Below are 25,761 nucleotides of genomic sequence, written 5' to 3'. Positions count from 1 at the left end.
GCAGACCGGCTTCTTTTTGCCTGTCAGCTTACGACTGAAACTCAGGCACAAAAAAACCGGCACGCAGCCGGTTTTTCATTACTCAGGCATCACGCCCGCGGCAGGGTTACGCCGCGCTGGCCCTGATACTTGCCGCCGCGGTCGCGGTAGGACACTTCGCAGGGCTCGTCCGACTCAAAGAACAGCATCTGTGCCACGCCTTCGTTGGCGTAAATCTTCGCCGGCAGGTTGGTGGTGTTGGAGAATTCGAGGGTCACGTGACCTTCCCATTCCGGTTCAAGCGGGGTCACGTTGACGATAATGCCGCAGCGCGCATAGGTACTCTTGCCAAGGCAGATCGTCAGTACATTGCGCGGAATGCGGAAGTACTCAACGGTGCGCGCCAGCGCGAAGGAGTTTGGCGGAATAATGCACACGTCGCTCTGGATGTCGACGAAACTCTTCTCGTCAAAGTTCTTCGGATCGACCACCGCCGAGTGGATGTTGGTAAACACCTTGAACTCGTCAGCGCAGCGCACGTCGTAGCCGTAGCTCGACACACCATAGGAAATCACCCGATCACCTTCCGCACCGCGAATCTGGCGCTCGACAAAGGGCTCGATCATCCCGTGCTCCTGGGACTGGGTACGGATCCAACGGTCGGATTTGATGCTCATGGCGTGTCCTGAAATAGGCGGTGCGAAAAAAAGACTCTGCATGTTACCGGGTTATACCCGTCGACAAAAGTCCGGAGATCAGTCGTCGCTGATACTGATTTCCGGCATTTGTGCGGCATTCGCCAATTCAACGATACGCGCTGCCGCGTGACGCGCCATATCCTGATAGACCATGCTGATCTGGCACTCCGGCTCGGCAATAACAGTCGGCTTGCCGCCGTCGGCCTGCTCGCGAATCATCATCGACAGCGGCATGGAACCGAGCAGCTCGACGCCATAGTCCGCCGCCAGGCGCTCGCCACCACCTTCACCGAACAGATGCTCGGCGTGACCGCAGTTCGAGCAGATGTGAATGGCCATGTTCTCGACCACCCCCAGCACCGGAATATTGACCTTCTCGAACATGCCAATGCCCTTGCGCGCATCCAGCAGCGCCAGGTCCTGCGGCGTGGTGACGATCACCGCACCGGTCACCGGCACCTTCTGCGCCAGAGTCAGCTGAATGTCACCAGTGCCCGGCGGCATGTCGACCACCAGATAGTCCAGCTCATCCCAGGCCGTCTGGGTCAGCAGCTGCATCAGCGCGCCCGAGACCATCGGCCCGCGCCAGACCACCGGCGTGTTGTCATCAACCAGAAACGCCATCGACATGACCTGCAGGCCATGCGCGCGTGGCGGGACAAACCACTTGCCATCACTGACCTGCGGACGCGTGCCTTCCGGCAGACCCAGCATCAGCCCCATGCTCGGGCCATAGATGTCGGCATCCAGCACCCCGACTTTGGCCCCTTCACGGGCCAGCGCCAGAGCCAGATTGGCTGCTGTGGTGGACTTGCCCACCCCGCCCTTGCCCGAGGCAACGGCAATAATGTTCTTCACCTTCTCCAGTGCCGGCACCTGCCCCTGCACGTTACCGGCCTGAATCTCGCAGCGCACGCTGACCTTTGCCGCAGTCACGCCGTCAACATTCTCGACCGCCATCTGTATCATCTGGGCGATGCCACCGACCAGGCTGCCAGCGGCATAGCCCAGCACCAGCTCGGCCTCGACGCGCCCGCCGTCGATATCCAGCCTGCGCAAACAGCCGGCACTGAGCAGGTCGGTACGAAGGTAAGGATCCTGATATTGAGCAAGGGCCTGCTCAACGGCGGCACGATCAAGCGTAGTCATGGCGATATCCCGTAAGGACTGGCGGAAACAGGCCGCTATGCTACTGGCTCATCTGCGATGATGAAAGAGCGCAGGACAAACGCAAGACGGCCCGCCAAGTTGCACCGGGCGGGCCGTCAGCCTTACGGGATGAATCAGGCAGCGTCTTTCAACGGCTCCTGCGCCGTTTCGGACTCGGTCTGGGCCGACTCGTCTGCCGGCTCGGCAGCAGATGCCGCCTCAACCTGCTCGATCAGGGTGTTCATCAGACGGGTGCCGCGCTCACCCACCATCTCGGCAAACACATCACGCACAGGCAGACTGCGCTCACGGAACACCTCGCGTTCCTCCGGCGTCAGGTACACCAGCTCGATGTCGCTGTTTTCAGTGATGATGTCCAGGCGCTCGGTATTGAGGCGAGTCTGCACGTCGTGGATCCAAGGCACCAGCTCGACTACGGCATCATCAATGATTGCCTTGCGCTCGTCAGTGAGGCCGTCATACCAGTCGCTGTTGGCCATAAAGGTAGCGATGAACTGCGCCTGATTGGCGAAGATCAGATAGTCCTGAACCTTGTAGAAGTCCATCTCCTGATGGGCGAATACGGGCTGAATATTACCGTCCAGCTGGCCCAGCTGCATGCCACTGAACAGCTCGCCGTATTCCATGGTGGTGGGATCGGCGCCGTAGGCGCTGTACGTCTCGCGCAGCAGACGGTTGTCCATGGTACGAATCGCCATGCCGTCAAAGTCAGCCGGTGAGCGGATCGCCTTGTTGGCACTCCAGACCTGCCAGCCCTCGGGCACGATGGCCAGCGGCTGCAGACCACGGTCGCGGTAGGAGGCAACCAGGTCGTCGTTCTTGCGGAATTCAGGGGCGTTGAGAATTTCCGTATTGGTCTTTTCGTCGTCGGTCAGCACGAAGTTCAGGCTGAAGAGCTGCGACTCGGGAACCGTGCCGCCGAGAAAGCCGGAGCCAAAGGCAAACTGGATCGCGCCGGACTGCACCTGATCGTAGATATCCGTCAGACCACCCAGCTGGCCATAGGGGTAGAGTTTGACCTCCACAGCGCCGTCGGTCTTTTCCTTGATCAGCTCGGCAAACCTGGCACCGTATTCGTACTGCACGCTGCCTTCGATCTCTTCAAGGGCGAAACCCCAGGTTTCGGTTTCCACTGCATCGGCCTGGGCCACAGCGCTTTGCTCGGGCGCCTCCGAACTACCACCGGAGGCGACAGGTTCTTCCTCGGATCCGCACGCAGCCAGCATTACCGCAGCCGCAAGAAGGCAACCATTACGCAAATTCATGGAACACTCCTTTTCAATTGTTCTGGTTTCCTGCCAAACCCTAACACAGCATTCCCGCATGTTCACGTCGTGCAAAGACGATTGATATCGGTTAAGGTCAAAAAAGGAGTACAAATTCACCCTCTGAGCTGAATGTGACTACTACGTCCATCTACAGACAGAAGTCGGCGCCTAACTCCCTGAGTTAGCCTTTTCGGTCACGATACGACCGTTAGCGCCGCGAAAAGGAACAAACCGATGCCCCGACCTGCCGACAGCTCGGCAAACCGTCGCCCCGCTTCACCGGTGCTGCGCCTGCTTGAAGGCGTGGACCGCCTCACCGAATGGCTGGAAAAGAGCGTCCTCGGTGCCAGCGTGCTGTTCCTGGCCGCCCTGCTGATCATTCACGTATTGGGCCGACAGCTGTTCGGCAACGGCGTCACCGGCCAGGTCGAACTGACCCAAATGAGCCTCGTCATCATGACCTTTGCCGGCCTCGGTTACGCTGTCCGCCGGGCCCGTCATATCAGCATGTCAGCTTTTTTTGATCAGCTCAGCGGCCGGCCGCGCAAGATCCTGCTGATCATCATCAGTTTGGGAACCGGCGCGCTGATGTTCTACCTGGCCTGGTATGCAGGCGAGTACGTCGCCACCATGGCCGAGCGCGGACGCACGTCTTCGGCGCTGCAAATCCCGCTATGGATACCCTACCTGGCGGCACCGATCGGCCTGCTTCTGGCCGGTATCCAGTTCTGGCTGACCGCCGTGCGCAACCTCACCTCACGCGACACCTACCGGTCCTTCAGCGAGAAGGACGAGTATCTCGCTGCCCCCGACGACAGCACTCCCTGATTGCTCTGACACGGACCACCGATGCTGACCCTGACCCTGACAACCATGATCGTACTGCTGGCCCTGGGCTTCCCGATGATGGTGCCACTGCTGGTAGCGGCGCTGATGCTGCTGTTTCTGGTCATCGGGCTGGGCAACGTCGAACTGCTGATGGGGCAGATGATCAGCGGTGTGCAATCCTGGGCCCTCGCTGCCGTTCCGCTGTTCATCTTTGCAGCAGACCTGATGACACGCGGGCATACCGCCAACCGCTTGCTGGATCTGGTGCAAAGCTTTGTCGGCCACCTTCGCGGCGGCCTGCCGATCACCACGGCAGCCAGTTGCACGCTGTTTGGCGCGGTCTCCGGTTCGACCCAGGCTACCGTTGTCGCCATGGGCGGGCCGATGCGGCCCAAGCTGCTTGAGAAAGGCTACCCGGACTCCTTTGCGCTGGCGCTGATCATCAATGCCAGCGACATTGCCCTGCTGATCCCGCCGAGTATCGGCATGATCATCTACGGCGTTATTTCCGGCTCTTCAATCGGCGATCTGTTTATCGCCGGCATCATTCCGGGCCTGCTGATTCTGCTGCTGTTTTCCATCTACTGCTGGATCGCCTCCATTCGCATGGGTATCACTCCGGAGCCACGCAGCAACTGGGCCACCCGATTGACCGCATTGAAAAAGGCGTTACTGCCGCTGGGCTTTCCGCTGGTGGTGGTGGGCGGCATCTACGGCGGCATCTTCAGCCCGACGGAGGCAGCGGCCATCGCTGTGCTGTATGCCCTGGTGCTGGAGGTCGTGGTGTTGCGTGCGGTCAAGCTCAGCGAGCTATGGGACGTCGCGCTTTCAACCGGGCTGATTACTGCTGTGGTGTTCATTCTGGTCGCAGCCGGCAACGCCTTCACCTACGCCATTTCCTTCGCCGGCATTCCCCAGGCGATTCTGGAACCCGTTATCAGCAGCATCGGTCACAGCCCTACCCTGGTGCTGGGTCTGATCGCTGTTTCCTTCTTTATAGGATGCATGTTCGTCGACCCGATCGTCGTCATTCTGATTCTGACCCCGCTGTTCAAACCCGCCGTGGAGGCCGCCGGCCTTGACCCCGTTCATGTGGGCGTGATCGTGACACTCCAGGCCGCCATCGGCTCGGCCACACCGCCCTTCGGCTGCGATATCTTCACCGCGATGGCGATCTTCCGTCGCCCCTACTTCGATGTCATACGTGGCACCCCGCCGTTCATCCTGATCCTGCTGCTGGCAACCGTACTGCTTGTGCTGTTCCCGCAACTCTCGCTCTGGCTACCCTCACTGGCCACCTAGACGGCAAAGCAAATATGCCTCCAACTATGGCGTTTTTGCCCTATCGAAAATGAGAAGTAATGCCGATATGCTGGCGTGAGGAACCCCGAAGCATGCCGCAAACGCCCGATCCAGAGGCGCAACGCGATGCTATAACGATAATAAGAAAGCCAGGCAGCCCCGGAGGCCGCATGATTTCCCAACACCAAAGCAACGCCCTTGCCGACAATCCAACCAGCCCATCCAGCAAGGAACGCCTGACGCTCAGCGGCCTGCTCGCCTGCGAAGCCTTCCTGTTCGCAGCGGTCATCTCAAGCGCCTCCGGCGTGCTGTTCTGGGCGGCGTTGGCCATGATCCCGCCGACGCTAGCCTTCACCTGGATGAGCCGCACCGGAGCACGCCAGGGACGCGGGCTGGGCACCCTGTTCAAACGCATCAACAGCAAGCAGATTGACCTGCGCGTCAACGCAGCCGACCTTGAGCAGGACGAGGCAAGTCAGGCGTTCGTCAGCCTCAACGAGCGCCTGCGCGGCATCATCATGGAGCTGCAGCTCAACAGCCTTGGCACAGCGCTGGCATCGGCCAACAGCCGCCTGCTGTCCGAGCAGGCAGCGCGGGACGCCAAGGTGCAACAGCAGCTGTCCGAACTGATCTTTCAGGCCAGCGAACAGACCACCAGTGCCCTGCATGACATTTCCAGCCGCGCCACCGGCGTTACCGAGGTCAATTCCCGCAATCTCGACATTGCCCGCCAGTCTCGGCTGCAGATGAACGATGCGCGCAGCCAGATGCAACAGATCAGCAGCGCCATGACCGGCTTCAAGGACAACGTCAACGCACTGAACAACAGCTCGACCCGCATCCGCGAGATTCTCACCACGGTTCAGGACTTCTCTGCCCAAACCAACATGCTGGCCCTCAACGCGGCCATCGAGGCAGCGCGCGCCGGCGAGCAGGGGCGCGGGTTTGCCGTGGTCGCCGATGAGGTGCGCAACCTGTCTGCCAAGGTCGGTAACGCCGCCGACCAGATCAGTCAGCTGATGGAGCAGATGACCTCCGCGATGGCTGGCGCCGATCACCAGACCCAGAACATGCTCGAGCAAACCGCATCAACCGGCATGGCAGTCAGCACCGCAGCAGATCAGTTCGACGCGATGGTTGATGACTTCCAGCGAGCCAATGACGACCTGCTCATGGTCAGCAGCGCGCTGGAGCAGCTGACTGCCAGCAATGCCGAGACCCTCAAGCATGGCAGCGAAATTCGAGATCTGAGCCTGACTATCAGTCAGCACATGGAGTCCAGCTTCCGTCAGGCCGACTCGCTGCGCGACAACACCAACCTCGCGCTGCGCGCCCTAGCCGGGTTCCGTCTTGGCGAAGGCCATATGGAGGCAGTGACCGAACTGCTGATGGCCCGTCGTCACGAAATCGAATCCCGCCTGGACGAAATCGCGGATCGGGGCGTCGATCTGTTCGAGCAAAATTACACAGCCATCCCCAACACCAACCCGCCGAAGCATGATGTGCGCTGGGCTGACGCCTTTATCGAGCGCATTCGCCCCCTGCTGGATGAGTGGGATCAGGGCGGCAAGGATGGCATCGTGTACATGGCGGCGGTGAACGAAAAAGGCTACCTGCCAACCAGTCGCAGCGCCTCCTCACAGCCGCCAACCGGAGACCCGCGCATCGATGCAGCCCGCAGCAATTACAAGCGCTTTGCGGTCGCCAGCGAGAGCGACCTGCGCGTGATGAGCAGCTGCACCTACCTGAACATGGGTACCTTCGTACTACCTGGCACCAGCACCGTGATCTTCGTACTGTATGTACCACTGTTCGTCAAAGGCCGCCGCTGGGGCACCATGTCTGCCGCGGTGATGCCGGCAGCACTCGGCGTCTGAACCGGATCGGGCGCAGGGCGCGGGTCAGGTCAGCCCGCCACCTGCCGCCCGGCTCGCCTCACTGGCCCGTCATGAACGCGGCCGCCGCATCGGCCGCCTGCTCGATCAGATCATGCTGCGTCAGACCGCTGGACTTCAGCGGTCTGAAATCATGCTCGCCACCATCCAGCCAAAGCAGTCCCAGCGCCGGGTCCAGGTCATACCCTGCGACCTCGTCGGGCTTGCCAAACGGATCACGGGTCCCCTGAACGATAAGGCCGGGGCATTGCAGCACGCCAAGGTGCTCGGTGCGCATACGTTCGGGCTTGCCCGGTGGATGGAACGGATAACCGAAGCAGACAAACCCCGCCGCCCCTACCTCTGCCGCAAGCATGCTGGCAACACGCCCCCCCATCGACTTGCCACCGACAAAGAATCGCCCCTGCAGCTGCGCCGCCTGGAGCCGAAACGCCTGCTTCAGCACGCTCATCGGGTTGGGCGGGCGCTTGCCGCCGGTACGTCGGCGCTCCGCCATGTAAGGGAACTCGAAGCGCAACACGCGCACTCCGCGCGCTGCCAGCGCAGCGGCCAGCAGATTCATGAATGGACTGTCCATGGGCGCACCCGCACCATGAGCGAGCATCAACTGCGCCAGTGGCGCTGTTGATGGTTCATTAACCAGAAAAGCTGGAAGCGTCTTATCTTCCTTCATTTATTCACCTGTCTGAACGGTTGCACCGAAAGCGTGCGACACCATGTCACACACCTGCAAGCGCTGCCAGCTTCACATCTGACACCAGTCTGACTAGGCTCAATTGGAAGGCGCTGCGCCGGACGCACGACAGGACGACGCAGCACGTTGGACAGCTGTTCCGAACCCATCCGAGGTCGGTCGAAAATACTCGGCACGGTACACGGACGTCGATCGGGAGGCCAGTCCAGAGGCCCTGCAAGGCGCCGTAGCACTGACCTATGTCATTGCAATGAGCGCGGGCTTTCCTCATACTTGCCAGCGCTTTAATACCCATAAACCAACTGCTATCCGTGGAATCTCGCATGAGCACAGCTACCACTCCGACAGCCTATAACTATAAGGTGGTACGCCAGTTCGCCGTCATGACGGTGGTCTGGGGTATCGTGGGCATGGCCATGGGCGTCTTCATTGCGTCCCAACTGGTCTGGCCCGAACTGAATTTTGGCTTGCCGTGGACTACCTTCGGACGCCTGCGTCCGTTGCACACTAACGCGGTCATCTTCGCCTTTGGCGGATGTGCCCTGTTTGCCACTTCCTACTACGTGGTACAACGTACCTCGCAGGCCCGCCTGGTCTCTGACGGCCTTGCAGCCTTCACGTTCTGGGGCTGGCAGGCAGTCATCGTGCTCGCCGCCATCACCCTGCCGATGGGCCTGACCTCCACCAAGGAATACGCTGAGCTGGAGTGGCCGATCGACATCCTGATTGCTGTCGTCTGGGTCAGCTATGCTCTGGTGTTCTTCGGCACCATCATGAAGCGCAAGATGAAGCATATCTATGTGGGCAACTGGTTCTTCGGTGGCTTCATCCTCACCGTTGCCGTCCTGCACATCGTCAACAGCATGGCGGTTCCGGTCAGCCTGACCAAATCGTACTCCATGTACTCCGGTGCAACGGACGCGATGATCCAGTGGTGGTACGGTCACAACGCGGTTGGTTTCTTCCTGACTGCCGGCTTCCTGGGCATGATGTACTACTTCGTTCCGAAGCAGGCCGAGCGTCCGATCTACTCGTACCGCCTGTCCATCGTGCACTTCTGGGCGCTGATCTCCATCTACATCTGGGCCGGCCCACACCACCTGCACTACACCGCTCTGCCTGACTGGGCTCAGTCCCTGGGCATGGTCATGTCCCTGATTCTGCTGGCACCTTCCTGGGGCGGCATGATCAACGGCATGATGACCCTGTCCGGTGCATGGCACAAACTGCGCACCGACCCGATCCTGCGCTTCCTGGTTGTGGCTCTGGCGTTCTACGGCATGTCCACCTTCGAAGGCCCGATGATGGCGATCAAGACCGTCAACGCGCTGTCCCACTACACCGACTGGACCATTGGTCACGTACACGCCGGTGCTCTGGGCTGGGTTGCCATGATCTCCATCGGTTCGCTGTATCACCTGATTCCGAAGGTATTCGGTCGTGAAGCGATGTACAGCACCGCGCTGATCAACACGCACTTCTGGCTGGCGACTATCGGCACCGTGCTGTACATCGTCTCCATGTGGGTCAACGGCATCACCCAGGGCCTGATGTGGCGCGCAGTGAACGTCGACGGCACACCGACCTACTCCTTCGTTGAAGCACTGGAAGCAAGCCACTACGGCTTCGTCGTCCGCATGATCGGCGGTGCCTTCTTCCTGATCGGTATGCTGCTGATGGCTTACAACGTATGGCGTACCGTGCGCCACAGCAAAGCGGCCAACCTCGAAGCCGCCGCACAGACTGCCTGAGGGACGCGTTAAATGAAACTGCATGAAACAGTAGAGAAAAACCTTGGCCTGATGGTCGTTCTGATTGTCATCGCCATCAGCTTCGGCGGTCTGGTTCAGATCGTCCCGCTGTTCTTCCAGCCGGAAACCACCGAGCCGGTAGAGGGCCTGCGTCCGTACACTGCGGTCGAGCTGGAAGGCCGTGACATCTACATCCGCGAAGGCTGCGTAGGCTGTCACTCGCAGATGATCCGTCCGTTCCGTGCCGAAACCGAACGTTACGGCCATTACTCGGTCGCCGGTGAAAGCGTCTGGGAGCATCCCTTCCTGTGGGGCTCCAAGCGTACCGGCCCGGACCTGGCCCGTGTCGGCGGTCGTTACTCCGACGACTGGCACCGCGCTCACCTGATCAGACCTCAGGACGTAGTGCCGGAATCCAAGATGCCGCCCTTCCCGTGGCTTCAGGACGCTGTACTTGATGGCAAGTACACCGCCAAGAAGATGGAAGTGCTGCGTGGCTTGGGTGTTCCCTATACCGACGAAGACATCGCCGGTGCCAAGGAAGCCGTTCAGGGCGTATCCGAAATGGATGCTCTGATCGCCTACCTGCAGCACCTGGGCACTGTCCTGTCGGATCGGTAAGCCACCATGGATAACAGCACTCTCCAGGGTCTCGGTACCGTCTTCGCCATGGCCGCCTTTATCGGCGTCGTGATCTGGGCCTACAGCTCACACAAGAAGAAGGACTTCGACGAAGCCGCTCAGCTGCCGTTTGCCGACGAAGACGAGCACGAGACCTCGGACGAGCAGCACAAAGATGCTAGGAGTAACAAGCAATGACTAATTTCTGGAGCGGGTACATTGTCATTCTGACTCTGACCTGCCTTGGCCTGATCCTCTGGCTGCTGCTGGCCACCCGCAAAACCCAGCGCCCTGGTCCGACCAACGAGACCATGGGCCACAGCTTTGACGGCATTGAGGAATACGACAACCCCCTGCCCCGCTGGTGGTTTGTCCTGTTCATTCTGACCATGGTGTTTTCTGCGGTCTATCTGTTCCTGTTCCCGGGTCTGGGCAAGTGGCCGGGTTACCTGAACTGGACCCAGGAAAGCCAGTACGAAGCGGAAGTGGCGCGCGCTGAAGAGCGTTTCGCCCCCATCTTCGCCAAGTACACGGCCATGCCGGTTGAGGACGTTGCCAAGGTGCCTGAAGCGGTTGCCATCGGCCAGCGTCTGTTCGCCACCAACTGCTCGGTTTGCCACGGTTCTGACGCCCGCGGTGCATTCGGCTTCCCGAATCTGACCGACAACGATTGGCTGTACGGCGGTGATCCGGAAACCATCAAGACCACCCTGCGCGGTGGCCGTCAGGCCGCAATGCCTGCTTGGCTGGCGGTTATCGGCGAAGACGGTGTTCGCAACGTTTCCGGTTATGTTCGCAGCCTGTCCGGTCTGGAGACCGAAGGTGTCGACCTGGCTGCCGGCAAGACCACCTACACCAACACCTGTGCGGTGTGTCACGGTGGTGATGGCAAGGGCAACCAGCAACTGGGTGCACCGAACCTGACCGACGACATCTGGCTCTACGGCTCCAGCTTCCTGCAGGTGCAGCAGACCATTCGTTACGGTCGTAACGGTCACATGCCCAGCCAGGCCCACCTGGGCGAGGACAAGATCCACATGCTTGCCTCCTACGTTTACAGCCTGTCTCACAAAGACGCGCAGTAAACCGCAGGGTGGTCTGACAGCAAACGGGGAGACAATGTCTCCCCGTTTTGCTTTATGACCCAGATCAACATACCCTGCGCGCGACTACCGGTCGCATTGTTCTGATAGCCCAAGCAGTCTATGTTCTGTACTGAAGGCAAAGTCTGTCCCTACGCGAGGCCAGTCTGCCGAACCATCCTACCTGCCTGATAGGGTTAGCCTGACCATGAGCAAGATCCCTCTCGAAGATGTAACTCCCAAGGTCGAAACCATTGACCTATACGCCAAACGCGACCAGATCCAGACCCGCTCCTACAAGGGCCTGTTCAAGAACATTCGTTTGATTGGTGTGGGCTTCCTGTTCCTTATGTACTTTGGCACGGTCTGGCTGCCCTGGGGTGATCGTCAGGCGGTGCTTTGGGACCTGCCAGCTCGCCAGTTCCATATCTTTGGCGCTACCTTCCAGCCCGAGGATTTCTTCCTGCTCTCGTTTTTGCTGATTATCTGCGCCTTCGGCCTGTTCTTCATTACCGTGTTCGCGGGCCGCGTCTGGTGCGGTTATACCTGCCCGCAAACCGTTTGGACCTGGATTTTCATGTGGGCCGAGCGCGTTACCGAAGGTGAGCGCAATGCCCGCATCAAGCTCAACAAGGAGCCGATGAGCGCCAACAAGCTGATGCGCAAGGCCGCAAAACACAGTATCTGGCTGGCGGTATCACTGATCACCGCGATTACCTTTGTTGGCTATTTCACCCCTATCCGCGGCCTGTTTGCCGATATTTTCACCCTGCAGATTGCCGGCTGGGCGCTGTTCTGGGTGTTTTTCTTTACCGCCGCGACCTACCTCAACGCCGGCTGGATGCGCGAGCAGGTGTGCATCTACATGTGCCCCTATGCACGCTTTCAGAGTGTCATGTTTGATGCCGACACCCTGATCGTGTCCTACGATGCCAAACGCGGCGAACCGCGTGGCTCGCGCAAGAAAGGCGTTGACCCGGCCGAGGTCGGCAAGGGTGACTGTATCGACTGCAACGTCTGCGTACAGGTCTGCCCGACCGGTATCGACATCCGCGATGGCCTGCAGTACGAGTGCATCGGCTGCGCAGCCTGCGTCGATGCCTGTGACGAGATCATGGACAAGATGGAATACCCGCGCGGACTGATTCGCTATACCACCGAGCACGCGCTGGAAGGCAAGAGCACCCATTGGCTGCGCCCTCGCCTGATCGGCTACGGTGCCGCCCTGGTGGCCATGATCAGCCTGTTCATCATTACCGTGGGCAACCTCAGCCAGGTATCGCTGGACATTGAGCGCGACCGCAATGTTCTGTATCGAGAAACCAGTGCCGGTGCTATCGAGAACGTGTACATTGTCAAAATTTTCAACAAGGCACAGACCGAGCGAACCTATCGGGTCGAAGTTCAGGGGCATCCGGGCCTGCAGCTTGAACTCCCGGACAACCGTCTGACCGTCGCGCCCAGCCGAAAACTGGAATTGCCCTTGAATGTGCAGATGGATCCGGTCGAGCTTGCCGGCGCGACCAACATCCCGATCACCTTCACCGTGACGGCAACCGATGACGAAGATGTGCAGGCCGAAGCCGAAAGCCGGTTTATGGCTCCACAGGTTCGCTGACAGACACAGGATCAAGCATGACGCAGCACGACACCTCAGCCTCACCCTGGTACAAGCAGTTCTGGGCGTGGTTCATCATCGCCATTCTCGGTTTTGCCGTACTGATCGGTCTCGGGCTGTTGATGATTGCCGGGCTTAACCCCGACAGTCTGGTCCGCGACAACTATTACAGCGAAGGCAAGGCCATCAACCTGTACCTGGACCAGGACCGCAACGCCAGTGCCATTGGCGTTGCGGCCGAGTTCAGCATTGACGACGTGACCGGCGACATCAGCCTGCAGCTCAGCGGTGAGCTGCAGGCGCTGCCTTCAGGCCTCAAGCTTGACCTGATTTCACCGACACACGCCTCCCGTGATCGCACGGTCATGCTGCGCCAGATTCAGGGCACTACCTACACCGGCCAGCTCGAGAACCGTATCGAGGGGCGCCGCTATGTCGAACTCAGCGATCCAGCCAACGCAGGCGATGATGGCTGGCGCCTGACCGGCGAAGTGCACCTGGCCAAGGGCAAGCAATACCAGCTGACTGCAAAGTAAGGCATGTCCCACCCTACCCCCTGTTACCACTGCGGCGAGCCGGTTCCCACCGGCGCGCCCTGGCATGTCACCATTCTTGGTGAGCAGCGCCACATGTGCTGCCCCGGCTGTCAGGCTGTTGCGCAGGCTATCTGCAGCGCCGGCCTGGAGTCCTACTACCGCCACCGCACCGAAACCTCGGCCAACCCGGAGGCCATGCCGCGCGCGCTCCAGGACGAGCTGGAGCTGTATGATCGCGAGGACGTGCAGCAGCGCTTCGCCCAGCGCGATGGTGAAGAGCACCAAGCCATTCTGCTGGTGGAAGGCATCAGCTGCGCTGCCTGTGGCTGGCTGATTGAGCGCCATCTGCGCGCTCAGCCCGGCGTCACCGATGTCGCGCTGAACATGGGCAACCAGCGCCTTAGCCTGCGCTGGAAGGATAACCAAACCCGTCTCTCCGGCCTGCTCAAGAGCCTGCGCAAAATCGGCTACGCCGCTCACCCCTACGAGCCGGACAAGGCCTCAGAACAGATTGCCGCGGAAAACCGCCGTTACCTGCGTCGCCTTGGCCTGGCAGGGCTGCTGTTCATGCAGGTAATGATGGCGACCATGGCGCTGTCCGAGGAGTTTAATCAGGACGTTACCGAGCGCATGGCCGACCTGCTGCGCTGGGCCAGTCTGCTGATGACAACCCCCGTGGTGTTCTACAGCTGCGCACCGTTCTTCCAGGGCGCCTGGCGCGACCTGCGCAACCGCCGCCTGAGCATGGACGTTTCCGTCTCGCTGGCCATTGGCGGCGCCTACCTGGCCGGCATCTACGCCACCCTGATCGGCAGCGGCGAGGTGTATTTTGACTCGGTCACCATGTTTGCCCTGTTTCTGCTGGCCGGCCGCTATCTGGAGCGGCGCGCGCGCCAGCGCACGGTCGAAAGTACCGCAAAACTGGTCAACCTGCTGCCGCCCAGCGCGTTGCGAGTCGAGGCCGATGGCAGCACACAACGGATCATGCTTGAAGAGCTGCGTTGCGGTGACGTGGTTGAGGTAAAGCCCGGCGAGAGCATCCCGGCCGACGGCACCATCATCAGCGGTCAGAGCAGTGTCGACGAATCGGCCCTGTCCGGTGAATACCTGCCGATTGCCAAGGCTGCCGGTGATCAGGTGACCGCCGGCACGCTGAATGTCGAAGGGCCGCTGCGCCTGCGCATCGATGCACTGGGAGAGCAGACTCGATTGTCCGCCATCGTTCGCCTGCTCGAACGTGCCCAGTCCGACAAACCGAGACTCGGCCGTCTTGCCGACGATGTGGCCCAGTACTTCCTGCTCACCGTGCTGCTGGCCGCGGTTGTAGTCGGTGGCGCGTGGTGGTGGGCTGCCGACCTGCACACGGCCTTCTGGATCGTGCTGGCGATGCTGGTCGCGACATGTCCGTGCGCCCTGTCGCTGGCTACGCCTACTGCGCTGACTACCGCCACAGGCAGCCTGCACAAGCTCGGCCTGCTGATCACCCGCGGGCACGTGCTTGAAGGCCTGCCGCAGATTCAGACAGTCATCCTGGATAAGACCGGCACCCTCACCGAGGGCCGCATGACACTTGAACAGATACTGCCCTTCCCCGGTGTCGACGCTGACCAGGCGCTGCGCTGGGCACAAATGCTGGAAAGCCATTCGGAACACCCGATTGCCCGCGCCTTTGGCCGCAGCAGCGAGCAGGCCGAGCGCTGCAGCAACGAACCCGGACAGGGGCTCGACGGGCGCTGCGACGGCCAGCCGCTGCGCATCGGCAAACCGGCATTTGCGATGGCGCTGACCGGTCTGCCTGAGCCCGAGCGTCCTGCCGGCGACGGCCAGTGGCTGCTGCTGGCCGGAGCCGATGGCCCACTGTGCTGGTTCGCTCTCAATGATCGCCTGCGCAGCGATGCGCACGAACTTATCGACGGTCTCAAGGCCCGTGGCCTGGAAATCGTGCTGCTTTCCGGCGACCACCAGCGGGTGGTCGACCGGGTCGCCCGGGAGCTGGGTATTGATCAGGCCATTGGCAACGCCACCCCGGATGACAAGCTGGCGTTCGTACAGGCGCGGCAGTCAGCCGGCGAGAAGGTGCTGATGCTCGGCGACGGTGTCAACGATGTGCCGGTGCTGGCCAGCGCCGACATCTCCATTGCCATGGGTAACGCCTCCGATCTGGCCAAGACCAACGCCGATGCGGTGCTGCTCGGCAGCCATCTCAGCGCGCTGCTGCAGGCCATGGCTATCGCTCGCAAGACCCGCGCCATCATGATCGAGAACTTGGGCTGGGCTACGCTGTACAATCTCGCAGTGCTGCCGCTGGCCGCGTTCGGTTTTGTAACGCCGGCCCTCGCCGCTCTTGGCATGTCCCTCAGCTCGCTGCTGGTGGTGCTCAATGCCCTGCGACTCACGCGCATCCGCCCGCCAGTCGCAGCGCAGCACCACAGCGCCCAACCGGAGCCCAGTGCATGACCGTTCTCTACATCCTCGTACCGATCGCCATCGCCCTGGTGATTACCGCGATCTGGATCTTCAACTGGGCAGTCAATAACGGCCAGTACGATGACCTGGACAGCCCTGCCCACAGCATCCTGTTTGATGACGACGATCCAGCCCACCTCGCTGCCCAGAAGCGCGAAGGCGACGCCGAGCGCGACGACAGCGATCAAGACAGATGAGTGAGCTGCTTGTCGCCCAGCTACTGACTGCACTGGCTCTGGGGCTGCTCGGCGGTGGCCACTGCATCGGCATGTGTGGCGGCCTGATGGGCGCGCTCACCATGGCCATCCCGCCGGCGCAACGACGCGGCTGGCCGCTCTGGCGCCTGTTGCTGGCCTACAACGCCGGGCGCATCGCCAGCTATACCCTGGCCGGTGCCATCATTGGCAGCCTCGGCTGGGCCTTGCATGGTCTGGGCCTGGACCTGGTCCTGCGGGGTGTCGCCGGCCTGCTGATGATTGCCATGGGGCTGTATCTGGCCAACTGGTGGTCGGGCCTGACCCGCATCGAAGGGATCGGCCGCGGCCTCTGGCGGCAAATCGAACCCCACGCCAGACGTCTGCTGCCTGTGCAGCGCCCCGGCCAGGCCCTGCTGCTCGGCGGCCTGTGGGGCTGGCTTCCCTGCGGCCTGGTCTACAGCACCCTGATCTGGAGCAGCAGCCACGGTGATGCAGCCACCTCGGCACTGCTGATGCTTGCCTTTGGCCTTGGTACCCTGCCGACGTTACTCGCAACCGGCGCTGCTGCTGAACGCCTGACTGCCCTGCTCAGACGTCGCAGTCTGCGGATTGGCGCCGCCCTGATGGTGATTCTGTTCGGCGTCTGGACCCTGCCCGGGCCGCATCAGAAATGGCTGATAGAGCAGCTCAGTCTGCCCACTGCGGCGCAGCACGCCCACGGCTGAACACCTGTTGCAACAAACCCGGGCGTGGCAGCCTTGCCGCGCATGTTGTACGCTTTGTCCATCGACAAACAGAGCCACGACCGTCATGACCGATGCAATCAAACTAAAAGCGCTACCCGAAGCGCACTGCAAGGACTGCAGCCTCGCCGCCATGTGCCTGCCACTGGCGCTGCAGGATCAGGAGCTGGACAGCCTGGACAGCATCGTCAAGCGTGGCCGACCGCTGCGCAAGGGTGAGGTGCTTTTCCGACAGGGTGATTCATTTGACTCCCTGTATGCACTGCGCTCCGGCACCATCAAGACCTTCACCGTTGATGATGCAGGTGTCGAACAGATTACCGGCTTCCATCTGGCCAGTGAGCTGATTGGGCTTTCCGGTATGGACGGTGAGCGCCAGCCGGTTACCGCGGTAGCACTGGAAACCACATCCGTATGTGAAATCCCGTTCGAGCGCCTGGATGATCTGACTGCCAGCATGCCAACCCTGCGCCGCCAGGTAATGCGCCTGATGAGTCGCGAAATCCGTGATGACCAGCAGATGATGATGCTGCTGTCGAAGAAGACTGCGGACGAGCGCATTGCTACGCTGCTGATCAACCTGTCGGCGCGTTTCCGTGCCCGAGGATACTCGGCCCGCTCTTTCCGGCTGGCCATGTCGCGTAACGATATCGGCAACTATCTGGGTCTGGCGGTGGAAACCGTATCCCGTGTATTTACCCGCTTCCAGCAACAGGGACTAATCGCCGCCGAGGGCAAGGAAGTAGAGATTCTCAACCACGGCGAGCTGTGTGCGCTGGCTGGCGGCCAGCTCGACTGATTTTCAGGACCCATCGATGATCTTTGACGAATATGCGATCAAATCGCTGATCCGGCCGGTGCCCGGCTTTCCCAAGGAAGGCGTGACCTTCCGCGACATTACGCCCCTGTTTCAGTCGCCAAAGGGCCTGCGCATGGTGGCCGACAGCCTGATCCAGCGCTATATCGACAGCCCGGTAACCCATATCGGCGCCATCGACGCGCGCGGCTTTCTGATCGGCTCGATCCTGGCCTATGAACTCAATCGTCCTCTGGTACTGCTGCGCAAGGCCGGCAAGCTGCCAGCCGATACCATCGGCGCCAGCTATGCCACCGAATACGGTGAAGCCACCATGCAGATGCACCGCGACGCCCTCGCCGGCGGTGAACAGGTACTGCTGCTGGATGATCTGATTGCCACCGGCGGCACCTTCCTTGCCGCGGCCAGCCTGGTTCGCCAATGCGGCGCCAGCGTCTATGAAGCCGCCGCCATCATCGATCTGCCTGACCTTGGTGGATCTCAGCTGATGCAGGACGCGGGCATTCCCACCTACACACTCTGCGCCTTTGCAGAAAACGAGCACTGACATCAAGGGCCCGCCCTGCGGGCCATTATCTCCTCTCCCGAAGACCACCATGAACACAACCCTGGAACTCAACGCGCCCTGGCGCGAGCGTCTGGCCGCCTGGCTGGAACGCCCTCGCTTTCAATACCTCATCACCACCCTGATTCTGATCAACGCAGTGATTCTCGGACTGGAAACCGCACCGTCCCTGATGCAACGCTGGGGTCATGTGCTGCGTCTTCTGGATCAGCTGATACTCGGCTGCTTCGTAATCGAGATCGGTCTGCGCTTTATCGCCCACGGCTGGCGACTGCTGCGTGACCCGTGGGGCCTGTTCGACACGCTGGTGATCGCCATTGCGCTGGTACCGGCAAGCGGCCCGCTAGCCGTTCTGCGCGCTCTTCGGGTGCTGCGGGTGCTGCGCCTGATTTCCATCGTCCCCAGCATGAAAATCGTAGTGCAGTCACTGCTGTCTTCCCTGCCGGGCATGGGCAGCATCGTTGCCCTGCTCGGCCTGATCTTCTATGTCGCGGCCGTGATCGCGACTCAGCTGTTCGGCAGCCACTTTCCAGAGTGGTTCGGCACGCTGGGCGCCAGCTTGTATACCCTGTTCCAGGTGATGACCCTGGAGAGCTGGTCGATGGGCATAGTTCGACCGGTGATGGAGGAGTTTCCCTACGCCTGGCTGTATTTTGTGCCATTCATTCTGATCGCTACCTTCATGATGCTGAACCTGTTTATTGCGGTCATTGTGGACGCCATCCAGCATCAGCGGGAAGCCAACAGCAGCGCCGAGCCAGAGGTCGAACAACCCTCGACACAGGCTCTGTTGAGCGAACTTCAAGCCCTGCGCAGCGAGCTTCAGGAACTGCGCAAACAGCTGCCACCACGCGACTGAGATCCCACCCCGATATGATCGGGGTGGTGCTCACTGCGGGCTTTGCATATCATCAGGCGGCAAACAATAACAAACGCCGCGACGCCTGCTTGGTGATCTGCGGCACCTGAGTCGAGGACGTGCCATGAGCAGCCTGCCACCGGACACCCGGTTATTGCTGATTGATGACCATCAGATTTACCTGGATGGCCTGAGCCTGACACTCGGCTCGCTGTGTGAGGGGGTCAGGCTTGATCACGCCCGCAATGCTGCCGAAGCCCTGCAACAAGTCAGGGAAACCCCCTATGACCTTATTCTCCTGGACCTGCAGCTGCCGGACAGCAGCGGCCTGTCGCTGATGCAGAAGCTGCGGGCCGCGGACGCCATGGTGCCTATCGCCATCCTCAGCGCCAGCAACAGTCCCAGCGATCTGGAAGCTGCCCTGCAGCTGGGCGCGGCCGGCTTCATCAGCAAGACAACCGACGGCAAGACCCTGCTGGACGCTGTAACCCAACTGTTGTACGGCGCCCAAGTGGTGATCGGCGACACCGCACTGAAGATTGACCGCCAGACCAGTGCCCGAGAAGTCGGCATTACCCCACGCCAGCTTGAGATACTGGACCTGCTCGCCGAGGGGCTGCCGAACAAGGTGATATGCCAGCGTCTTTCACTGTCGGAAGATACCGTCAAGACCCACCTCAAGGCGCTGTTCTCCTCACTGGACTGCCACAACCGAACCGAGTGTGTCACTCAGGCTCGCAAGCTCGGCCTGGTGAGTTTCTAGCACCGGAACGGGCATCCGCAGCGGACCGGCCAGCATGCTCCAGCATCTCGTGAACCAGCCGGCGCAGGCGCGCCGGCAGCACCGGCTTGTTGAGCAAATGCAGGTCGGCCAGGCGCGCTGACTCCACCAGATCATCCGACGTATCGGCCGTTACCAGCGCTGCCGGACCGCCAAAGATGCCCCGTTCACGCAGCTGCCGGATCAACTCAAGACCATTCAGCTCGCCTTCGAGTCGATAGTCACTGAGCACCACGTCCACACCTGCTGTACCGAGTTCGGCCAGCGCCTCATCAGCGCTGGCAAACGCCCAGACCACACAGCCCCAGCTCGACAGCAGCGACTGCATCGCCTCCCGGCTGACCCGGTCATTCTCAATCAGTGCCACCTGCCCATGCAGATTGGGCACAACAGCCTGCATGGGCTCCTCGGGCTGAGCCTGCCACTCGCCGACGGGCACCTCGACCCAGAAGCAGGCACCCTCCCCTGGGCGCGAATTCACCCCGGAGGGGTACTGCAGCAGGTGCAATATCTGACGACAGATACTGAGCCCAAGGCCAACGCCCTTGTCGAGCGTTCGAGCCGGGTTGCGCAACTGGGTGAACTCCTCGAAGATCCGCTCCTGGTCGGCCTCCTCCAGGCCGCAGCCGTTATCGATTACCGCGATCCGCAGATGATCCTCATTGCGGCTCACCTCAACGCGTACCACTGTGGCATCGGCGTGCAGCAGCGCATTGTTCAGATAGTTGCGCAGCAGCCGCTCAAGCAGCAACGTGTCACTGCGCACCGCGAGATAAGGTGCACAGTGCAACTCGAGTTGAATTCCCCGCCGCAGGGCAACACTGTCCAGACTGGCAATCAGCCGCTGCAGCCAGGGCGCCAGGTTGAAGGAGCGTATCTGGGGGCGCACCATACCGACACTCAGCCGCGAGATGTCCAGCAGCGAGTTGAGCATGGCCTGCAGCAACTGGGTCGAGTCGCTCAGGCGCCCGACAGTGCGCTGTGCCTCGCCATTAAGCGGCTGCTCCTGCAAATGCTGAATGAACAGAAGCATGGCATGCAGCGGCTGACGCAGGTCATGGCTGGCGGTCGCCAGAAAGTGCGTTTTGCTCTGACTCTCGCGTTCGGCGCGGCGGCGGGCGGCTTCCAGCAACTGCTCGTTGAGATAGGCACGACGCTGCATATACTCGTAAAGATAGGTGCCGAGCGAGCCCATGACCGCGAAATTGGACAGGAAAATGCCATCGGAAATCAGCATCCTTGCCGGCGCACTCATCATCATCTCGGCAAACAGATAACTCAGCACGATAGTCCAGGAACCCAGCACGGCATGCCGCATCGGCAGGGCCAGCAGAAACATCCCGGACAGCAGAACCAGATACAGGCCGTCGTGGGTGACCCGAATGGAAACCTCAGCGGCACGGGCCATGGTAATCACCATGGCCACCATGATACCGACACAGATGTACCCGACCGTCGCCATCGCAAAGGCATAGCGAGGAGGCACCCTTCCGGGTCGGTTGGAATACCAGATGGCAAAACAGATCACGCCCAGGCCAACAGCGCGAATACTCAGCGTGTACGTTGCAAGCTCCGGGGGCAGATAGACGTAATCCAGCCACATGAAAAGCAACATGAACACGATGGACGAGGTCGCCACGACCACGACCCGACTCGCCATCTTGGCATGCAGATAATGCTGAAATGCGTCTTCAATCGTCTTGCTGAAGCGCAGCCGCCTCAAGCCCCGCTGCTCGGCCAGAAAGGCCGGCTCATCAATCGGAGCAGAACTGCTCCGGGAGGTCGATTCCTGCATGGCTCAAAGCCCATTGTTGTTATGAATACAGCCGTTATGACGACCCGTTATATGCGACGAGCCGCAGCATTCAAAATAATTTAAAAACAACGTATTACCGGAAAAAACTGCCGCTATGCTTTAAAACATGACGGTAACCTACAGGACGTAAACCGATGTCCGCCATTGCAGCACCGCATACACATGAGCAGCCCGTACAGGGTGCAGCCTTCAACCTCTTTCAACTCGGTGATACGGCCACTCTGCAGCAAAACATCCTGCAGCCAACCCTCGACTACCTCGGCATCAGCTGCCAGCACACCGGCCAGCTGCTGCTGGGCACCCTGCTCTGCACTGCTCGCCTGCCCGAGGCCAAGCGCGTCGAGCTGGCTATCGGCCCCTATGGTATCAGCCCCCGACTGCACACCCGCCTGTGGGACGAGTATCTGGCCCGGCAACCCGATCTGGCCAGCCGCATCAGAGGCCTCGCCAGCCAGCACTGCTTTCTGCGCGACCCGCATGCGGAGCTCGGCTACAACCTGGCTTACGCCACCGCGATAGCCTGGCTGGTGTACCAGCATCAGCAGCTGCGACTGCCCGAGCACTGCGACCCCGCTAGCCTAGCGCGAATCTGGGAGACCTCCTACCCCCATCGGGGTGGGCAGGCGAGCGACTTCCTGCAGGCCTGGCGGCAGGCATTTCGACAGCGTTGCAAAGCGCGAAACTGAGCCATCTATAGCGCACTATCAACCAGGCCGGGGTCAGCTTGACCGCGGCCTGTACACAGGGGCATTGTGCCGGACACGGTCGTCTGCGGACGACACCGGCATCCACCTGGTCAAAGGAAAACAACAATGCCCCAGACAGCAAACGTCAATCGCCAGATCCTTCTTGCCTCCCGCCCCGTCGGCGCACCAACGGCGGCCAACTTCCAGATGGTTGAATCCCCAGTGCCCACGCCTGGCCCGGGGCAGATGCTGCTGCGCAACCGCTGGATGTCGCTTGACCCCTACATGCGCGGACGCATGAGCGACGCCAAGTCCTACGCCGACCCGGTGCCGGTTGGCGGCGTGATGACCTGCGGCACGGTCAGCGAGGTCATCGCCTCGGAACTCGACGGTTATAAGGTCGGCGATCTGGTGATGTGCTTTGCCTCCGGCTGGCAGGACTACACCCTGTCCGACGGCAGCATGGTGTTCCGCCTTGATCCGAACATGGCTGAACCGTCGCTGGCACTCGGCGTGCTGGGCATGCCCGGTTTTACCGGCTATATGGGCCTGACCGACATCGGCCAGCCCAAGCCGGGTGAAACCGTCGTAGTTGGCGCGGCCACCGGCCCGGTCGGCACCGTGGTCGGCCAGGTTGCCAAGCTGATGGGCTGCCGTGCAGTTGGCGTGGCCGGTGGCGCGGAGAAGTGTGACTACGCAGTGAAGGAACTGGGCTTTGACGCCTGCATCGACCACAAGGATCCGGCACTGGCCGAGAAACTGGCGGCCGCCTGCCCGGATGGCATTGACGTGTATTTCGAGAACGTTGGAGGCAAGGTGTTCGACGCGGTGATGCCGCTGCTCAACGCCCACGCCCGCATCCCGCTGTGCGGTCTGATCGCCCAGTACAACATGACCTCGCTGCCAGACGGCCCGGACCGCATGCCGCAACTGATGCGCCTGATGCTGAGCCAGCGTATCCGCATGCAGGGTTTCATCATTTTCGACAACTACGGCCACTGCTACCCGGACTTCCTCAAGGCGATGACGCCCTGGGTGGCCGAAGGCAAGGTGCGCGTCAAGGAAGACCGCGTGGACGGTCTGGAGAACGCCCCCGAAGCATTCATGGGCCTGCTCGAAGGCAAGAACTTTGGCAAGCTGGTGGTCAAGATCGCCGACTGATCAACCCCTCTGCCCGTCTCAGGACGGGCAGACGTCCCGTTCGGCCGTGTTGAGCTCCTCTAGATAGGCGCTCAGTCGTGCCTGCTGGTCCGCACTGAGGTGCAAGCCCAGTTTGCTGCGCCGCCAGAGCAGCGTTTCGGCATCCAGCGCCCACTCGTGCTCACGCAGGTATTTCACCTCGCGCTCGGTCAGCCCGGCGCCAAACTCCTCGCCCATGTCCGGGGCACAGCGCATACCCCGCAAAAAGACCCGACACAGGGTGCCGTAGCTGCGCACGTAACGGGCAATCTGCGCCTCATCCAGCCAGCGATACTCGGCGCGCAGTTCGGCGTGCAGGCTGGTCTGCGATTCGAAGTCTCCGCCAATCAGCGCGTGCTCAGCCGTCCAGGCCTTGCCGGCCTGCGGGAACCAGCGGGCCAACTGGTCCACCGCGTTCTCTGCCAACCGCCGGTAGGTTGTCAGCTTGCCGCCAAACACGGCGAGCAGCGGTGCCTGATCGATCCCTCCGTCCAGCGTCAGACTGTAGTCTCGGCTGACCTCCGAGGGCTTGGCGGTGTCGGTGCTGATCAGCGGCCGGACCCCGGCAAAGCTGTGCACCACATCCCCGGCACGCAACTGACGCTTGAAGTGGGCATTGACCACGCTGATCAGGTAGTCGACCTCAGACGCATCCGGCTTGACCTCCGATGGATCACCCTGAAAGTCGACGTCGGTCGTGCCGATCAGCGAAAACGCGCCCTCGTAGGGCAGAACAAACACAATGCGCTTGTCCTCGTTCTGCAGAATATAGGCTTCTTTGCCGCGATGGATCTGCGGCACCACGATATGACTGCCCTTGACCAGCCGCACACCATGCGGCGAGCGCTGGTCGATCACCCGCTCCATCACCCGCGCAGCCCAGGGGCCGGAGGCATTGACCAGCGCCCGAGCGGTCACCCGCTCAAGCTTGCCGTCAGGGCCCAGCAGGTCGATTTCCCAGAGATCGTTACGACGCCTCGCCGACTCGCAGCGGGTATGCAGGCGAATGTCAGCACCCAGACTGGCTGCCTGCACCGCATTCAACGCAACCAGCCGCGAATCGTCAGCCCAGCAGTCGGAATACTCGAAGGCGTGACTGATCACCGGATTGAGAATGCCCTGCCCGTTCAGCTCCAGCGCTTTGGAGCGCGGCAGAGTGATCCCCCGATGCAGATGGTCGTAGAGAAACAACCCCGCACGCAGCATCCAGCGCGGACGCAAATGGGGTCGGTGCGGCAGCACAAAGCGCAGCGGCCAGATCAGGTGCGGTGCCTTGGCCATCAGCACCTCGCGCTCGCCCAGCGCCTCGCGCACCAAACGAAAATCGAACTGTTCGAGGTAGCGCAGCCCCCCGTGCACCAGCTTGCTGCTGGCCGACGAGGTATGGGCGGCAAGGTCGTGCTGCTCGCACAACAGCACCGAAAGCCCCCTGCCTGCCGCATCCACCGCGATGCCACTGCCATTGATACCGCCACCAATGACGACCAGATCCACTAGTTTGGAGGATCTTGTTTGCGCAGCTTGGCGCTCATCCGGATGGGGTGGCAGCATGGGGGCTCCTTTGTTATTCGTTTTCAACCGCACGCAGCAGTGTGCAACGAGGACTGTGTCAGCGACAAGACACCCGCTGTGACGGTGCACTCAGTATGCACCCGCCCCTTGGCCGTTTCCCGCGCGCGGTTTACCCTTGGGAAGCACTGTTTTCTCAAAGTACCGCGGACGCGACATGACTCCTGCCACCAAACTGCTCGACAAGGCCAAGGTTGCCTATCAGTTACATCGCTACACCCACGATCCTCAGGCAGAGTCTTACGGCACCGAAGCCGCCGACAAGCTAGGGCTGGAGCACGGGCGCGTATTCAAGACCCTGCTGGCCGCCACCGAAACCGGCGAACTGCTGGTCGCCGTAGTGCCGGTCTCCGACAAACTGAACCTCAAGGCGCTCGCCACTGCCGCCGGGGCCAAGAAAACCGCGATGGCGGATCCCGCCGCCGCCCAGCGCAGCACCGGCTATCTGGTCGGCGGCATCAGTCCGCTCGGGCAGAAAAAACGCCTGCGCACCTTTATCGACGCCAGCGCTGCCAACTGGCCCAGCATGTACATCAGTGGCGGCCGCCGTGGGCTCGAAATCGAACTTGCGGCAGCCGATTTGCAACAACAGACCAGCGCCCTGCTCTGCGAGCTGTGCCGCGACTGACCACTTCCAGACA

25 protein-coding genes are annotated in these 25,761 nt (G+C 61.2%); 19 read left to right on the top strand and 6 right to left on the bottom strand.

Annotated features, from left to right (window positions below):
* Window positions 1-89 precede the first annotated feature (89 nt).
* The 3 genes from dcd to B7O88_RS03705 form a co-directional block, all read right to left on the bottom strand.
* Window positions 90-656: a dCTP deaminase gene (gene dcd, locus B7O88_RS03715; RefSeq protein ID WP_088273825.1), complete on the bottom strand. Its 567-nt coding sequence runs from the start codon at window positions 654-656 to the stop codon at window positions 90-92.
* A 78-nt stretch (window positions 657-734) separates the two neighbouring features.
* Window positions 735-1,826, bottom strand: a complete 1,092-nt coding sequence (apbC, locus tag B7O88_RS03710; RefSeq protein ID WP_088273824.1) for an iron-sulfur cluster carrier protein ApbC — start codon at window positions 1,824-1,826, stop codon at window positions 735-737.
* Between the two features lie 134 nt (window positions 1,827-1,960).
* On the bottom strand, window positions 1,961-3,112 hold the full coding sequence (locus tag B7O88_RS03705; RefSeq protein ID WP_200818397.1) for a TRAP transporter substrate-binding protein: 1,152 nt from the start codon (window positions 3,110-3,112) through the stop codon (window positions 1,961-1,963).
* 237 nt (window positions 3,113-3,349) lie between these two features.
* Between B7O88_RS03705 and B7O88_RS03700 the strand changes: the two genes are divergently transcribed.
* From B7O88_RS03700 to B7O88_RS03690, 3 genes are all read left to right on the top strand, one after another.
* On the top strand, window positions 3,350-3,943 hold the full coding sequence (locus B7O88_RS03700; RefSeq protein ID WP_088273823.1) for a TRAP transporter small permease: 594 nt from the start codon (window positions 3,350-3,352) through the stop codon (window positions 3,941-3,943).
* Between the two features lie 21 nt (window positions 3,944-3,964).
* Window positions 3,965-5,245 carry a TRAP transporter large permease gene (locus B7O88_RS03695; RefSeq protein WP_088273822.1) on the top strand — a complete coding sequence of 427 codons (1,281 nt, stop codon included), beginning with the start codon at window positions 3,965-3,967 and terminating at the stop codon, window positions 5,243-5,245.
* A 170-nt stretch (window positions 5,246-5,415) separates the two neighbouring features.
* The gene (locus B7O88_RS03690; protein WP_160003137.1) at window positions 5,416-7,122 is read left to right on the top strand and encodes a methyl-accepting chemotaxis protein; all 1,707 of its coding nucleotides are present in this window, start codon (window positions 5,416-5,418) and stop codon (window positions 7,120-7,122) included.
* Window positions 7,123-7,180: 58 nt separating this feature from the next.
* Here B7O88_RS03690 and B7O88_RS03685 read toward each other — a convergent pair whose 3' ends face one another.
* Window positions 7,181-7,813 carry an alpha/beta family hydrolase gene (locus tag B7O88_RS03685; RefSeq protein ID WP_088273820.1) on the bottom strand — a complete coding sequence of 211 codons (633 nt, stop codon included), beginning with the start codon at window positions 7,811-7,813 and terminating at the stop codon, window positions 7,181-7,183.
* 344 nt (window positions 7,814-8,157) lie between these two features.
* Here B7O88_RS03685 and ccoN point away from each other — a divergent pair, with 344 nt between their 5' ends.
* The 13 genes from ccoN to B7O88_RS03620 all read left to right on the top strand — a co-directional run bounded on the left by ccoN (window position 8,158) and on the right by B7O88_RS03620 (window position 19,852).
* The gene (gene ccoN, locus B7O88_RS03680; protein WP_088273819.1) at window positions 8,158-9,585 is read left to right on the top strand and encodes a cytochrome-c oxidase, cbb3-type subunit I; all 1,428 of its coding nucleotides are present in this window, start codon (window positions 8,158-8,160) and stop codon (window positions 9,583-9,585) included.
* Between the two features lie 12 nt (window positions 9,586-9,597).
* Window positions 9,598-10,206, top strand: a complete 609-nt coding sequence (ccoO, locus tag B7O88_RS03675; RefSeq protein WP_088273818.1) for a cytochrome-c oxidase, cbb3-type subunit II — start codon at window positions 9,598-9,600, stop codon at window positions 10,204-10,206.
* A 6-nt stretch (window positions 10,207-10,212) separates the two neighbouring features.
* The gene (locus B7O88_RS03670; RefSeq protein ID WP_088273817.1) at window positions 10,213-10,404 is read left to right on the top strand and encodes a cbb3-type cytochrome oxidase subunit 3; all 192 of its coding nucleotides are present in this window, start codon (window positions 10,213-10,215) and stop codon (window positions 10,402-10,404) included.
* Complete coding sequence (gene ccoP / locus B7O88_RS03665) at window positions 10,401-11,291, top strand: cytochrome-c oxidase, cbb3-type subunit III (RefSeq protein ID WP_088273816.1); 891 nt, start codon at window positions 10,401-10,403, stop codon at window positions 11,289-11,291. The genes B7O88_RS03670 and ccoP overlap by 4 nt, the downstream gene beginning before the upstream one ends.
* Window positions 11,292-11,496: 205 nt before the next feature.
* Complete coding sequence (gene ccoG / locus B7O88_RS03660; protein WP_088273815.1) at window positions 11,497-12,906, top strand: cytochrome c oxidase accessory protein CcoG; 1,410 nt, start codon at window positions 11,497-11,499, stop codon at window positions 12,904-12,906.
* A 17-nt stretch (window positions 12,907-12,923) separates the two neighbouring features.
* Window positions 12,924-13,442 carry a FixH family protein gene (locus tag B7O88_RS03655; RefSeq protein ID WP_088273814.1) on the top strand — a complete coding sequence of 173 codons (519 nt, stop codon included), beginning with the start codon at window positions 12,924-12,926 and terminating at the stop codon, window positions 13,440-13,442.
* Window positions 13,443-13,445: 3 nt separating this feature from the next.
* On the top strand, window positions 13,446-15,899 hold the full coding sequence (locus B7O88_RS03650) for a heavy metal translocating P-type ATPase (protein WP_088273813.1): 2,454 nt from the start codon (window positions 13,446-13,448) through the stop codon (window positions 15,897-15,899).
* On the top strand, window positions 15,896-16,105 hold the full coding sequence (ccoS, locus tag B7O88_RS03645; RefSeq protein WP_088273812.1) for a cbb3-type cytochrome oxidase assembly protein CcoS: 210 nt from the start codon (window positions 15,896-15,898) through the stop codon (window positions 16,103-16,105). The genes B7O88_RS03650 and ccoS overlap by 4 nt, the downstream gene beginning before the upstream one ends.
* A complete protein-coding gene (locus tag B7O88_RS03640; RefSeq protein WP_088273811.1) occupies window positions 16,102-16,830 on the top strand; it encodes a sulfite exporter TauE/SafE family protein in 729 nt (242 codons plus the stop codon). Before ccoS ends, B7O88_RS03640 begins: the two co-directional genes overlap by 4 nt.
* Before the next feature lie 85 nt (window positions 16,831-16,915).
* Window positions 16,916-17,647, top strand: a complete 732-nt coding sequence (gene fnr / locus B7O88_RS03635) for a fumarate/nitrate reduction transcriptional regulator Fnr (protein WP_088273810.1) — start codon at window positions 16,916-16,918, stop codon at window positions 17,645-17,647.
* Window positions 17,648-17,663: 16 nt separating this feature from the next.
* Window positions 17,664-18,212, top strand: coding sequence for an adenine phosphoribosyltransferase (locus B7O88_RS03630; RefSeq protein WP_088273943.1), 549 nt, complete (start codon window positions 17,664-17,666; stop codon window positions 18,210-18,212).
* 49 nt (window positions 18,213-18,261) lie between these two features.
* A complete protein-coding gene (locus B7O88_RS03625) occupies window positions 18,262-19,089 on the top strand; it encodes an ion transporter (RefSeq protein WP_088273809.1) in 828 nt (275 codons plus the stop codon).
* A gap of 124 nt (window positions 19,090-19,213) precedes the next feature.
* Window positions 19,214-19,852 (top strand): response regulator, encoded by a 639-nt coding sequence (locus B7O88_RS03620; protein ID WP_088273808.1) that lies wholly within the window; start codon window positions 19,214-19,216, stop codon window positions 19,850-19,852.
* On the opposite strand, the gene B7O88_RS03615 is transcribed toward B7O88_RS03620, so the two are convergent.
* On the bottom strand, window positions 19,815-21,665 hold the full coding sequence (locus B7O88_RS03615; RefSeq protein ID WP_088273807.1) for an ATP-binding response regulator: 1,851 nt from the start codon (window positions 21,663-21,665) through the stop codon (window positions 19,815-19,817). The two genes, B7O88_RS03620 and B7O88_RS03615, sit on opposite strands and share 38 nt — an antisense overlap.
* A gap of 155 nt (window positions 21,666-21,820) precedes the next feature.
* On the opposite strand from B7O88_RS03615, the gene B7O88_RS03610 reads away from it, so the two are divergent.
* Complete coding sequence (locus tag B7O88_RS03610) at window positions 21,821-22,372, top strand: hypothetical protein (protein ID WP_088273806.1); 552 nt, start codon at window positions 21,821-21,823, stop codon at window positions 22,370-22,372.
* A gap of 126 nt (window positions 22,373-22,498) precedes the next feature.
* On the top strand, window positions 22,499-23,533 hold the full coding sequence (locus tag B7O88_RS03605; protein WP_088273805.1) for an NADP-dependent oxidoreductase: 1,035 nt from the start codon (window positions 22,499-22,501) through the stop codon (window positions 23,531-23,533).
* An 18-nt stretch (window positions 23,534-23,551) separates the two neighbouring features.
* Here B7O88_RS03605 and glpD read toward each other — a convergent pair whose 3' ends face one another.
* A complete protein-coding gene (gene glpD, locus B7O88_RS03600) occupies window positions 23,552-25,102 on the bottom strand; it encodes a glycerol-3-phosphate dehydrogenase (RefSeq protein ID WP_088273804.1) in 1,551 nt (516 codons plus the stop codon).
* Window positions 25,103-25,277: 175 nt separating this feature from the next.
* On the opposite strand from glpD, the gene ybaK reads away from it, so the two are divergent.
* Window positions 25,278-25,748: a Cys-tRNA(Pro) deacylase gene (gene ybaK, locus B7O88_RS03595; protein ID WP_088273803.1), complete on the top strand. Its 471-nt coding sequence runs from the start codon at window positions 25,278-25,280 to the stop codon at window positions 25,746-25,748.
* Window positions 25,749-25,761 lie beyond the last annotated feature (13 nt).

The sequence above is a fragment of the Halopseudomonas aestusnigri genome, from assembly GCF_002197985.1.
GTDB lineage: Bacteria > Pseudomonadota > Gammaproteobacteria > Pseudomonadales > Pseudomonadaceae > Halopseudomonas > Halopseudomonas aestusnigri.
This window is presented reverse-complemented; position numbering and strand designations above follow the sequence as displayed.

Excerpts from the sequence above, each read along its gene's own strand:
- dcd (WP_088273825.1), bottom strand. The coding sequence starts at position 656 with ATGAGCATCAAATCCGACCGTTGGATCCGTACCCAGTCCCAGGAGCAC.
- apbC (WP_088273824.1), bottom strand. The coding sequence starts at position 1,826 with ATGACTACGCTTGATCGTGCCGCCGTTGAGCAGGCCCTTGCTCAATAT.
- B7O88_RS03705 (WP_200818397.1), bottom strand. The coding sequence starts at position 3,112 with ATGAATTTGCGTAATGGTTGCCTTCTTGCGGCTGCGGTAATGCTGGCT.
- B7O88_RS03700 (WP_088273823.1), top strand. The coding sequence starts at position 3,350 with ATGCCCCGACCTGCCGACAGCTCGGCAAACCGTCGCCCCGCTTCACCG.
- B7O88_RS03695 (WP_088273822.1), top strand. The coding sequence starts at position 3,965 with ATGCTGACCCTGACCCTGACAACCATGATCGTACTGCTGGCCCTGGGC.
- B7O88_RS03690 (WP_160003137.1), top strand. The coding sequence starts at position 5,416 with ATGATTTCCCAACACCAAAGCAACGCCCTTGCCGACAATCCAACCAGC.
- B7O88_RS03685 (WP_088273820.1), bottom strand. The coding sequence starts at position 7,813 with ATGAAGGAAGATAAGACGCTTCCAGCTTTTCTGGTTAATGAACCATCA.
- ccoN (WP_088273819.1), top strand. The coding sequence starts at position 8,158 with ATGAGCACAGCTACCACTCCGACAGCCTATAACTATAAGGTGGTACGC.
- ccoO (WP_088273818.1), top strand. The coding sequence starts at position 9,598 with ATGAAACTGCATGAAACAGTAGAGAAAAACCTTGGCCTGATGGTCGTT.
- B7O88_RS03670 (WP_088273817.1), top strand. The coding sequence starts at position 10,213 with ATGGATAACAGCACTCTCCAGGGTCTCGGTACCGTCTTCGCCATGGCC.
- ccoP (WP_088273816.1), top strand. The coding sequence starts at position 10,401 with ATGACTAATTTCTGGAGCGGGTACATTGTCATTCTGACTCTGACCTGC.
- ccoG (WP_088273815.1), top strand. The coding sequence starts at position 11,497 with ATGAGCAAGATCCCTCTCGAAGATGTAACTCCCAAGGTCGAAACCATT.
- B7O88_RS03655 (WP_088273814.1), top strand. The coding sequence starts at position 12,924 with ATGACGCAGCACGACACCTCAGCCTCACCCTGGTACAAGCAGTTCTGG.
- B7O88_RS03650 (WP_088273813.1), top strand. The coding sequence starts at position 13,446 with ATGTCCCACCCTACCCCCTGTTACCACTGCGGCGAGCCGGTTCCCACC.
- ccoS (WP_088273812.1), top strand. The coding sequence starts at position 15,896 with ATGACCGTTCTCTACATCCTCGTACCGATCGCCATCGCCCTGGTGATT.
- B7O88_RS03640 (WP_088273811.1), top strand. The coding sequence starts at position 16,102 with ATGAGTGAGCTGCTTGTCGCCCAGCTACTGACTGCACTGGCTCTGGGG.
- fnr (WP_088273810.1), top strand. The coding sequence starts at position 16,916 with ATGACCGATGCAATCAAACTAAAAGCGCTACCCGAAGCGCACTGCAAG.
- B7O88_RS03630 (WP_088273943.1), top strand. The coding sequence starts at position 17,664 with ATGATCTTTGACGAATATGCGATCAAATCGCTGATCCGGCCGGTGCCC.
- B7O88_RS03625 (WP_088273809.1), top strand. The coding sequence starts at position 18,262 with ATGAACACAACCCTGGAACTCAACGCGCCCTGGCGCGAGCGTCTGGCC.
- B7O88_RS03620 (WP_088273808.1), top strand. The coding sequence starts at position 19,214 with ATGAGCAGCCTGCCACCGGACACCCGGTTATTGCTGATTGATGACCAT.
- B7O88_RS03615 (WP_088273807.1), bottom strand. The coding sequence starts at position 21,665 with ATGCAGGAATCGACCTCCCGGAGCAGTTCTGCTCCGATTGATGAGCCG.
- B7O88_RS03610 (WP_088273806.1), top strand. The coding sequence starts at position 21,821 with ATGTCCGCCATTGCAGCACCGCATACACATGAGCAGCCCGTACAGGGT.
- B7O88_RS03605 (WP_088273805.1), top strand. The coding sequence starts at position 22,499 with ATGCCCCAGACAGCAAACGTCAATCGCCAGATCCTTCTTGCCTCCCGC.
- glpD (WP_088273804.1), bottom strand. The coding sequence starts at position 25,102 with ATGCTGCCACCCCATCCGGATGAGCGCCAAGCTGCGCAAACAAGATCC.
- ybaK (WP_088273803.1), top strand. The coding sequence starts at position 25,278 with ATGACTCCTGCCACCAAACTGCTCGACAAGGCCAAGGTTGCCTATCAG.